At 47.5% G+C, this 8,307-nt stretch carries 8 protein-coding genes; 3 read left to right on the forward strand and 5 right to left on the reverse strand.

Features of this window, described 5'->3' with window-relative positions:
* The first annotated feature begins 60 nt into the window (after positions 1 to 60).
* The gene (locus RMO84_RS12585) at positions 61 to 414 is read left to right on the forward strand and encodes an endonuclease domain-containing protein (protein ID WP_310488797.1); all 354 of its coding nucleotides are present in this window, start codon (positions 61 to 63) and stop codon (positions 412 to 414) included.
* A gap of 266 nt (positions 415 to 680) precedes the next feature.
* Here the strand turns inward: RMO84_RS12585 and RMO84_RS12590 are convergent, their stop codons facing one another.
* Both RMO84_RS12590 and RMO84_RS12595 read right to left on the reverse strand, forming a co-directional pair.
* Positions 681 to 1,445, reverse strand: a complete 765-nt coding sequence (locus tag RMO84_RS12590; RefSeq protein ID WP_396135843.1) for an SDR family NAD(P)-dependent oxidoreductase — start codon at positions 1,443 to 1,445, stop codon at positions 681 to 683.
* Between the two features lie 54 nt (positions 1,446 to 1,499).
* Positions 1,500 to 2,930, reverse strand: a complete 1,431-nt coding sequence (locus RMO84_RS12595) for a protein adenylyltransferase SelO family protein (protein WP_310488798.1) — start codon at positions 2,928 to 2,930, stop codon at positions 1,500 to 1,502.
* A 231-nt stretch (positions 2,931 to 3,161) separates the two neighbouring features.
* On the opposite strand from RMO84_RS12595, the gene RMO84_RS12600 reads away from it, so the two are divergent.
* On the forward strand, positions 3,162 to 3,419 hold the full coding sequence (locus RMO84_RS12600; RefSeq protein WP_310488799.1) for a chlororespiratory reduction protein 7: 258 nt from the start codon (positions 3,162 to 3,164) through the stop codon (positions 3,417 to 3,419).
* Here RMO84_RS12600 and RMO84_RS12605 read toward each other — a convergent pair.
* Positions 3,403 to 3,978, reverse strand: coding sequence for a DUF2854 domain-containing protein (locus RMO84_RS12605; RefSeq protein WP_310488800.1), 576 nt, complete (start codon positions 3,976 to 3,978; stop codon positions 3,403 to 3,405). The two genes, RMO84_RS12600 and RMO84_RS12605, sit on opposite strands and share 17 nt — an antisense overlap.
* A 199-nt stretch (positions 3,979 to 4,177) precedes the next feature.
* Here RMO84_RS12605 and RMO84_RS12610 point away from each other — a divergent pair, with 199 nt between their 5' ends.
* Positions 4,178 to 7,051: an ankyrin repeat domain-containing protein gene (locus RMO84_RS12610; RefSeq protein WP_310488801.1), complete on the forward strand. Its 2,874-nt coding sequence runs from the start codon at positions 4,178 to 4,180 to the stop codon at positions 7,049 to 7,051.
* A 215-nt stretch (positions 7,052 to 7,266) separates the two neighbouring features.
* Here the strand turns inward: RMO84_RS12610 and RMO84_RS12615 are convergent, their stop codons facing one another.
* Both RMO84_RS12615 and RMO84_RS12620 read right to left on the reverse strand, forming a co-directional pair.
* A complete protein-coding gene (locus tag RMO84_RS12615; RefSeq protein WP_310488802.1) occupies positions 7,267 to 7,695 on the reverse strand; it encodes a hypothetical protein in 429 nt (142 codons plus the stop codon).
* 21 nt (positions 7,696 to 7,716) lie between these two features.
* A complete protein-coding gene (locus RMO84_RS12620; protein ID WP_396135844.1) occupies positions 7,717 to 8,289 on the reverse strand; it encodes an NIF family HAD-type phosphatase in 573 nt (190 codons plus the stop codon).
* Positions 8,290 to 8,307: the final 18 nt, after the last annotated feature.

Raw genomic sequence — 8,307 nt, forward strand, 5'->3', positions numbered from 1 at the left:
CTTTTTAAGGGGGATTTAGGGGGATTCCACCAATGTCGCTTCCCACAGAAAAAGTAAAAAATGCCAACTTTTCACTTGCCATACGACCACAATCTTATCGAACTCGCCCGACAAATGCGGAAAAATGCTACTCCCGCCGAGCGAAAACTGTGGGAAGAGTATCTACATGATTTGCCAGTGAAAATACTGCGCCAAAAACCGATCGACAGGTTTATTGTGGACTTTTATTGTGCGTCTGTAAAATTAGCGATCGAGCTGGATGGGCAACAACATTACACCGAAGAAGGAATGACTTATGATACAGAGAGGAGCGCGATTTTAGAAGGCTACGGGATTAAGGTTATCAGATTTAGCAATCATGACGTAATGAATGACTTCGATCGCATTTGTCAACAAATTGCCGATTCACTCTGATTCAAAATTTCCCTTAGAAAGCTACGCTCTATACACAAGTCTCCTTTGCTTCGTTTCTAGATATGAATCCCCCAAACCCCCCTTACAAAGCTACGGTGTTTACACAAGTCTTTCGGACTTCGTTTTGAGATCTGAATCCCCCCTAACCCCCCTTAAAAAGGGGGGAAAAAGATCCGGAAGTCCCCCTTTCCAAGGGGGATTTAGGGGGATTCCACCAACTCCGCTTCCCACCAGAGATATGTGTACACGGTTAGCTACTTTTGTCGCTACCACGGTAATCGCGTGCCATCCCAGGAGAAGAATTCGCCACTATCGCTGGCGGCTAATCCATCGATGACGGTTAATAATTGCGACACGGTACGATCGACTGAAAATAACTTTTCGGGGGGAACATTGCGCTGAAATGGTTGCGATAATTGCGTATCTGTCGTACCGGGATGGAGCGCGACTAATATTGCCTGAGGACAAGTGCGTTGATATTCGATCGCGGTAGTCCGCACAAACATATTTAAGGCAGCTTTGGAAGCGCGATAACCATACCAGCCACCGGCTTGATTGTCACCAATACTGCCGACTTTGGCCGAAATCGTCGCTAGAATCGATCGATCTGGATGCTTAATTAAGGGCTGAACTTGTTTGAATAATAGCAACGCCCCGATACTATTTACCTGAAAATATCGCAATAATCGATCGCTATTAATATGCCGCAAACTCTTCTCCGGTTGCAGCTCACCTTCATGCAGCACCCCCGCAGAGTTAATTACATAGTGGAGCGCAGCCGTCTGGGTTTGAATCCGCGCGATTACGGCTGCAATTTGCGCTTCATCGGTAATATCCATCTGCACACAATCCAACTTCGGATCGGCGATCTCCAATAACTCCGTTGCCGATTCTACCTGTCGATAAGTAGCATAAACCCGCCCGATTTCCCCCCGTGCCAATAACTGTCGCACGAATCCCAATCCAATTCCCCGTCCGCCACCAACGATTAATGCGGTTTTTAAAAAGCGATCGCTCGGATTAGTATCCACTATTTTTCTGCGCTCTTCACGCGCCTCTGCGGTTAATATTAAGTATTTAGGTTGCTACTTTCCCGATCGAATCTTCTCTAACAAGCTATTAAAAGGCTCCCAATCATTCGCTTGGGCGATCGGTTCCCAAATCGCTTCAATTTGCGGACGTAATAAAATAGTTTGGGGATTCGATCGAGTTAACAGTCGATCGACTGCCTCAAGTTCTACTGCTGGCAACTCACTCAAAACTTGATGATATAACTGCAACCATTTCTGATAGCCAGCATTACTCACAATTTCTGGCATTAATTCTGTCTCATTCAGAATTGAATTGAGATCTTGTTGCCATCTCAGTTGAAAAGCTCGACTCAAATCGTAGAAAAATTGATGATAACCAACTTGAGTATCTGCTAATAATTGCAACGTTGCCACCAATAACTCATCGCGAGCTGGTGTTGTCTCACCCTCCAAACCAAGCTTTTGCAACATCAGTTGCTTATAGTACGGAAAATAATATCCCTCAAATTGAGCGAGTGCTTCAGTCATCACCTTAGCATCAATAACCGCACTCAAAGGCTGCTGAAGCAGCTCCAAATTGAGTTTACAGATGCCAGGTTGATTGCCGTAACTATAGCGGCCATAATGGTCGAAATAGGCAGCAGTAAAGTCAGGATTATATGTGGGCAGAAAGGCATAGGGGCCATAGTCAAAACTCTCCCCCGTAATCGACATATTATCAGTATTTAAGACCGCATGACAAAAACCCACCGACATCCACTGCGCGACTAATTCGGCAACGCGTTGGACGAGTTCGGTGTAAAATTTTGCATAACGGTCGCCGCTTTCCAGCTTAGTTAAATGACCGTAATAATAGGCAATAACATGGTCTAATAACTTCTGAATTAAATCCGGACGTTTGAGATAATTCAATCGCTCGAAAGTGCCAAACCGAATATGCGATCGACTAAATCGCACCATTACCGAAGAACGCGTCGGCGATGGTTCGTCACCCCGCCATAAGTCTAAACCCGTCTCTACCAAGCTCAAACAGCGTGAAGTCCGCACGCCCATCTGATGGAGTGCTTCTGCGGCTAGCACTTCGCGCACGCCACCCTTGAGGGTCAACATCCCATCGCCGCCACGGGAATAAGGCGTGCGTCCCGAACCTTTGGTGCCAAAATCGTAGAGTTCTTCGTTAATATCCCGCACTTGTCCGTACAGAAAACCGCGTCCGTCACCCAATCCCGGATTGTATTCCCCAAATTGATAACCGTGATAACGCAACGCCAGGAATGGGTGAGCGGGATTGGCAAATTTGCCAAAAGCTTCGGCAAAATCGGCGTCGCTAACTTCAGTCGGATCGAGTCCGAGCTGAATCAATAAGTCATCATTCCGAAAGCGTAAAATCTGTTGGGGAAATTCGGCGGCAACTACGTCATCATAGTAGTCAGTACCGAGCGATTCGATCGCGGTTTCATAGTTCAGCGCGAGAATTGGATTCATAGGGTAGGGAATAGGGGATAGAGGATAGGGGATAGGGGCAAGGAATATTAAATTTTAATTAGTTCGTTAAATAATTGGAGAATGTGAATTAAACATAAATACTAAATACGGATTTATCCTAAGTGTAAGATTAATGTATAACTGAAGATTTTTCTCTTCTATTCCCTGTCTTGATTCGCGCTCGTCGGGTTTCCCGACGAGCGCGAATCGCTATCCCCTATCCCCTAAATCATGTCTGACTCGTTAATGTTTAATAACGACGCGTATGTTTTGCTCGAAACCGATCGACCGGAGCAGATCTTGACTCCAGCCGAAATGTTTGCCAAGCTCCAGGAAATTGTCGTTAAATTTGCTGACGATCTGCCGAACGATGTCCGGCAAATTAGCGGCACTGATGCCCGAGTCCAATACTTACTCGATACCAGTTGCGAACTAGATCTCGTCCCTGGAGAGTACGTGCAGTGGTATGCCGTCAGACTGGAGAAGTAACTGGCTCTTTAGCGGGATCGGCAATTAAAGTCAGATCGATCTGTTCTAGATCGTCGTCTGGCTCGATCTTGACATTCACCCCAGGGCCAAAAAACCTAGTAATTTTTTCTTGCTTTTCTTGCCACACATCCAGACTCATAAACGGTGAATAAAATTTTAAAGTTAGTGCGTAAGCACCGCCGATTTCTGATTCTTGGAGGCTTTTGAGAATCGGTCGATCGTCATCGCTAGGAGCTAATCCGAGTTTTTCAAGAGCCACATCTAAATGTGCTTCTTGTCCGTAACGATAGCGGGTGACATCTTTGCGAATTTGATGGAGTGTGGGAGTAGCTTGTGCTTCGCGGACTTTGATGAGATTGGCGGGTGTGACGCTATCGAATGGTACGGGTTCTAGTTCGGCTGATTTGAGTGCCAAACCGCCTAAGAACAGGGGCACCCCGTAGAAGAAACCAATGAGATTGAATGTCGCATCTTGGATGGCGTATGCAAAAAAGCCGATCAGGACGAGTAACCCGCCAAGATTGATCAGAATGAGACTGAGAGGAATAGTACCGAACATAGCGATCGCACAAAAGACTGAAGTCTTTATATTATCAACCAATATTAAGAGGGGAGCTAGGGGTCGGTAGCATGAGTAGTCGTAAAGGTAGCTAAATTCACGGCGATCGCGATTTCGAGCAGTAACTTGGGAAAGATATACTTATAGGCTCTGCATTGAGTGCATCGCCTGTCACACCGCAACTTTGGACACAGCAATCATGAGTGTAGATCACCAAACTCAGAGCTTATTTGAGGCAATTACCGCGATCGATTACCATCGAGTCAAACTAGCGATCGATTCCGGCGCAGCTATAAATAATCCCAACGATCGCGGTCAAACACCTCTAGCATTAGCTTGTCGCCAAGGCAATCTGGATATTGTCGATCTCCTGGTTGCTGCTGGTGCCCAAATGCACCCAGAACTGGATGCCAGTCCCGATCGGGTCGGCGATGAGACGGCATCGGGAAGATCGTCTCTAGCGTCAGTTGGCTCTCCAGGTGCGGATACCGAACTTACGCCACCACTAACTAGCGGGCGCGAAATCCCCTTTGAAAATTTACTCGATTCGCTCCATCAACCAGCCGACGATCGAGCCACTCAGATCGAGCAACTTATCCCAACCGAGCAATCGCAATCTTCGCCTACTGCAAATCCCCCCATTTCACTACAGCAGATGGCGGCTCAGTGGCCAAATCTCAGCTCGGCTGCGGAGGATGAGGCCACATATACCTTCGATCTAGACGAAGTCTTTGCGGCCAACGAAAGTAGCAATCGATCGCACAATATTGTCAACACCGAAATGTTCTCAGAAGACGGAACTGTGAGTTCGCTCCAGCAACCGCTCAACAATGCTGGCTTTGTCCCAGATGAAACTTACGCCTTCGATCTGAGTATCGATCTGGATCGGATGACGATCGCCGCTGCCGAAGATGCCGACCGGCTGGCGATGCCCATCGGTGAATGGGGTGAAAATGAAACTTATGTTGTCGATAATTTTGCGCAACTATTGCCAGACAGCGACCTCGTAGTCAGCGAGCATCAGCAAATTCAACTCGATCGCCAAATTGCTCAGATCGATCGGTTATTTGATGCTGAAGGTGAAACTTATGTGGTCGATGATTTCGGTCAAATCTTACCAGATCTCGACTCTGTAGCCAGCGAACATCCACAGAGCCAACTCGATCGCCAAATTGCGCAGATCGATCGGTTATTTGATGCTGAGGGTGAAACTTACGTTGTCGATGATTTCGGTCAAATCTTACCAGATCTCGACCCCATCGGTGCCGCTCGTCCGCAAGCACAGCTCGATCGCTTATTTGAATCGGAACTTGACGCAGAGGGCTTTATCTCGACTCAAGCTTGGGAAGAGGGTGAAACCTATGCGATCGATCTGGGCAATCTCTATCCCAGTGAAGCCCAAATCGATACCGATCTAGATCTGCGTGCCGACAGACACCTGCTATCCGATCTCGATTCGAGTTTATTTCCAGTTATCGGTGGCGAAGATGAGCCAGAAGACGATCCCGATACCCAAACTACCACGGACATTTTTGGTCATAGTGCCCAGCAACAAGAGCGCGCGCCCTCAGTTCCCGCCTATGAAGAGAATGCCACCAATACTTCGTTGATGGCAGCAGCGATCGATGGCGATCTCGACTTAGTGCAACAAGCGATCGAAGCGGGAGCCAATCTCGATCGCTATGACTGGAATTTGGGCTATTCACCACTAGGGATGGCGATCGATCGCGGACATCCAGAGGTAGTGCAGTGCTTGCTCGCCGCTGCTGCCAACCCCCATAACGGTAGTACTTCGACGACCGCACTCGGCTTGGCCGCCGAACGCGGCGAGAGTGAAATCGTCCAAATGCTGTTGCCGCGCGGCATTGATGTCAATGCTCCCGTCGGTCGCGATGGCTGGACGGCATTACTCGCGGCGATTAAAAACGGCCATCGGGCAGTCGTGCAATTATTGGTAACGGCAGGGGCGAATGTTAATGCCTGGAGCCAAGGCGAGACGCCCATTTTGTTTGCTGCCAAATGTGAAGAACGCGAAATTTATCAATATTTATACCCCTTAGTTAATACTGCCATTCGTCTGTGTGCCGATCGCGATGGCGAACAACTCCTCCAAGCCACCCGCAAACGGCGCATTCGCGAGCAAAATCGCCCCGTGGAAAAATTCATTGAAATGGCCACAGTCGGCAATCTCGATGAGGTCAATCGGGCGATCGAAGTGGGCATCGAAATCGACGAACTCGGTGCCAAAGGTCATACCGCCTTGATGGCAGCCGCCTATCACGGACATCGATCGATCGTCAATACGCTGCTCTCGGCTGGAGCCGACCCCAATCTCCTCAGCGATGACGATGGTTTGGGAACGGCAGGAATGACCGCGCTGATGCTGGCTGCGGGTAGTTTCTTTGCCAGCAATCGCCAACAGATCTTGCAACTCCTAATTGCTGGTGGTGCGGAGATCGATCAACGGGGTGCTGGTGGCAAAACTGCGATCTTCTACGCCGCGCTGGCTGGTTCTGGCTATGCCGATTGCGTCGAGGTAGCAATCGCCGCTGGTGCGGATCTCAATCTTCAGGACGATCGCGGCCATACCGTCCTCTCCGCCGTCGCTGCTGCCGAGAATTATGGAATGTTCAATCTCCTGATGCAAGCAGGCGCATCCACCGCTGGTTTAGGATCGATTCAACTGATCCAAGCTGCGGGTGCTGGCAATGTCGAGCGGGTCAAATCCCTATTGGCAACTAATGTCAACCTCGATCTCGATCGCGGTGCGGCAATTAGTAATGCGGCGGCTGCCGGACATACGGCGATCGTCGAGCTATTAATTAAAGCTGGAGCAAATGTCAATCTCAGAGATAAATTGGGCTTTACCCCGATCGCTAGTGCTGCTTATGCTGGATACGGTCAGATCGTGCAACTGCTGATCGATGCCGGTGCCGATACTCAAGCTCCAGCCGGAGAGGCAAACAGTTACTCAGCACTAGAATACGCCCAAATGGGTCTATATCAATTCCCGCAAGAAAATCTCCAACACGCCCAGATCGTGCGGATTTTGCAACAAGTCGGGGCGCGCTAACCGCTCGATCGGATTAACTGAAGTGGTAAGAACCCCGACTTTTTAAAAAAGTCGGGGTTCTGGTTGCTAGTTTTATGTATTTAGCAGTAGGAATCTTGTAGGGTGTGTTATCCCGTAGGGTAACGTACCAGAGCCAATGTAAATCTCTCAATTTCGATCCGAACAATATCACTCAAGCTTTAAAATGGCATCACGAATATCGATAAAGTCAATCTTTATTCAGGAGGAGTTTGTCGATCGATCTTCTTACCAATTTCTCTAATATCGTCCTGTAGATCGTCCATACTGTCATAGAGTGCCTTAGTGCGCTCTTGATGCTCTCGGTGGCGATCTAAATTATCTAATCTCGATTCACGAATAGTCCGGCGCAATTCTTTAATCGCCTTACGTTCGCTGTCAATACTAGTGCTATTAGCGGCGATCGCTTTAGCATTAGATTCAATTAGTTGCTTAGTCGCAGACAGCGATTGCTCGAACCTGTCGTGAAATGTCGCTTGTGCCTTGATTTGAACGCTAATTTCTTTAATCTGTTGAGTAAGATCGGCTGTATTCGTTATTTGTTGCTCCATCAATCGCTCTAATCGATTCTCCTTTGGAGACGCTACGCGAACGATCCGAGCTGAAGATTCATTTGTTTCAGTCATATTGATTAAATATTGATAAATTTATTTGATGATTTTCTCTCGCCATCCTCTTTTTTCAACGCTGCGGATATTCTTCTCGTTTTTAAGAGTATCCAGATAGATAAGTAAATACTCCAATTCTCGATCGGACTCATCACCTTCAAATGGCCTAATCTCAATTAAATTACCATAACTTTTTTCCCATTTCTTCGGAGTATCATCGATCGCAATAACAGATTCTAAGTTGTATCCTCGCCGTTTGACCTTCTTTAATGGCTTACGCGAGTAGTACGGTGGATAATCACGATCGATTCGATCGTAATTATAATTATAAGCAATCGAACATCGATCGCTCGCCCACACAAAGGCTAGAGCTTGTGGATCGGGAAATATTTTGTCTACAACCTTCGTTGCATATTCAGCTCCTGAGGATGTCCAGACAGCAACATCGAACCAATCCAGACAGGTTGTGAGAAAAGTATCTAGATATGGACGCTTGTAAACATGATAAGTATAGACCGAGAAATCCGATCGCAGCATCAATGGCTGTTCGGTTGCACGAACTAGTGTTTCATCTAGATCGAGTATTAATAACTTATCTTTACTTCTGACCATAGATCTAATCGGATTAAC

The sequence above is a fragment of the Chamaesiphon sp. VAR_69_metabat_338 genome, assembly GCF_031423935.1.
Lineage (GTDB): Bacteria > Cyanobacteriota > Cyanobacteriia > Cyanobacteriales > Chamaesiphonaceae > Chamaesiphon.

What these genes read in the sequence shown, in the direction of transcription:
- RMO84_RS12600 (WP_310488799.1), top strand. Translation starts at nt 3,162, where the DNA reads ATGTCTGACTCGTTAATGTTTAATAACGACGCGTATGTTTTGCTCGAA.
- RMO84_RS12585 (WP_310488797.1), top strand. Translation starts at nt 61, where the DNA reads ATGCCAACTTTTCACTTGCCATACGACCACAATCTTATCGAACTCGCC.
- RMO84_RS12620 (WP_396135844.1), bottom strand. Translation starts at nt 8,289, where the DNA reads ATGGTCAGAAGTAAAGATAAGTTATTAATACTCGATCTAGATGAAACA.
- RMO84_RS12610 (WP_310488801.1), top strand. Translation starts at nt 4,178, where the DNA reads ATGAGTGTAGATCACCAAACTCAGAGCTTATTTGAGGCAATTACCGCG.
- RMO84_RS12605 (WP_310488800.1), bottom strand. Translation starts at nt 3,978, where the DNA reads ATGTTCGGTACTATTCCTCTCAGTCTCATTCTGATCAATCTTGGCGGG.
- RMO84_RS12595 (WP_310488798.1), bottom strand. Translation starts at nt 2,930, where the DNA reads ATGAATCCAATTCTCGCGCTGAACTATGAAACCGCGATCGAATCGCTC.
- RMO84_RS12615 (WP_310488802.1), bottom strand. Translation starts at nt 7,695, where the DNA reads ATGACTGAAACAAATGAATCTTCAGCTCGGATCGTTCGCGTAGCGTCT.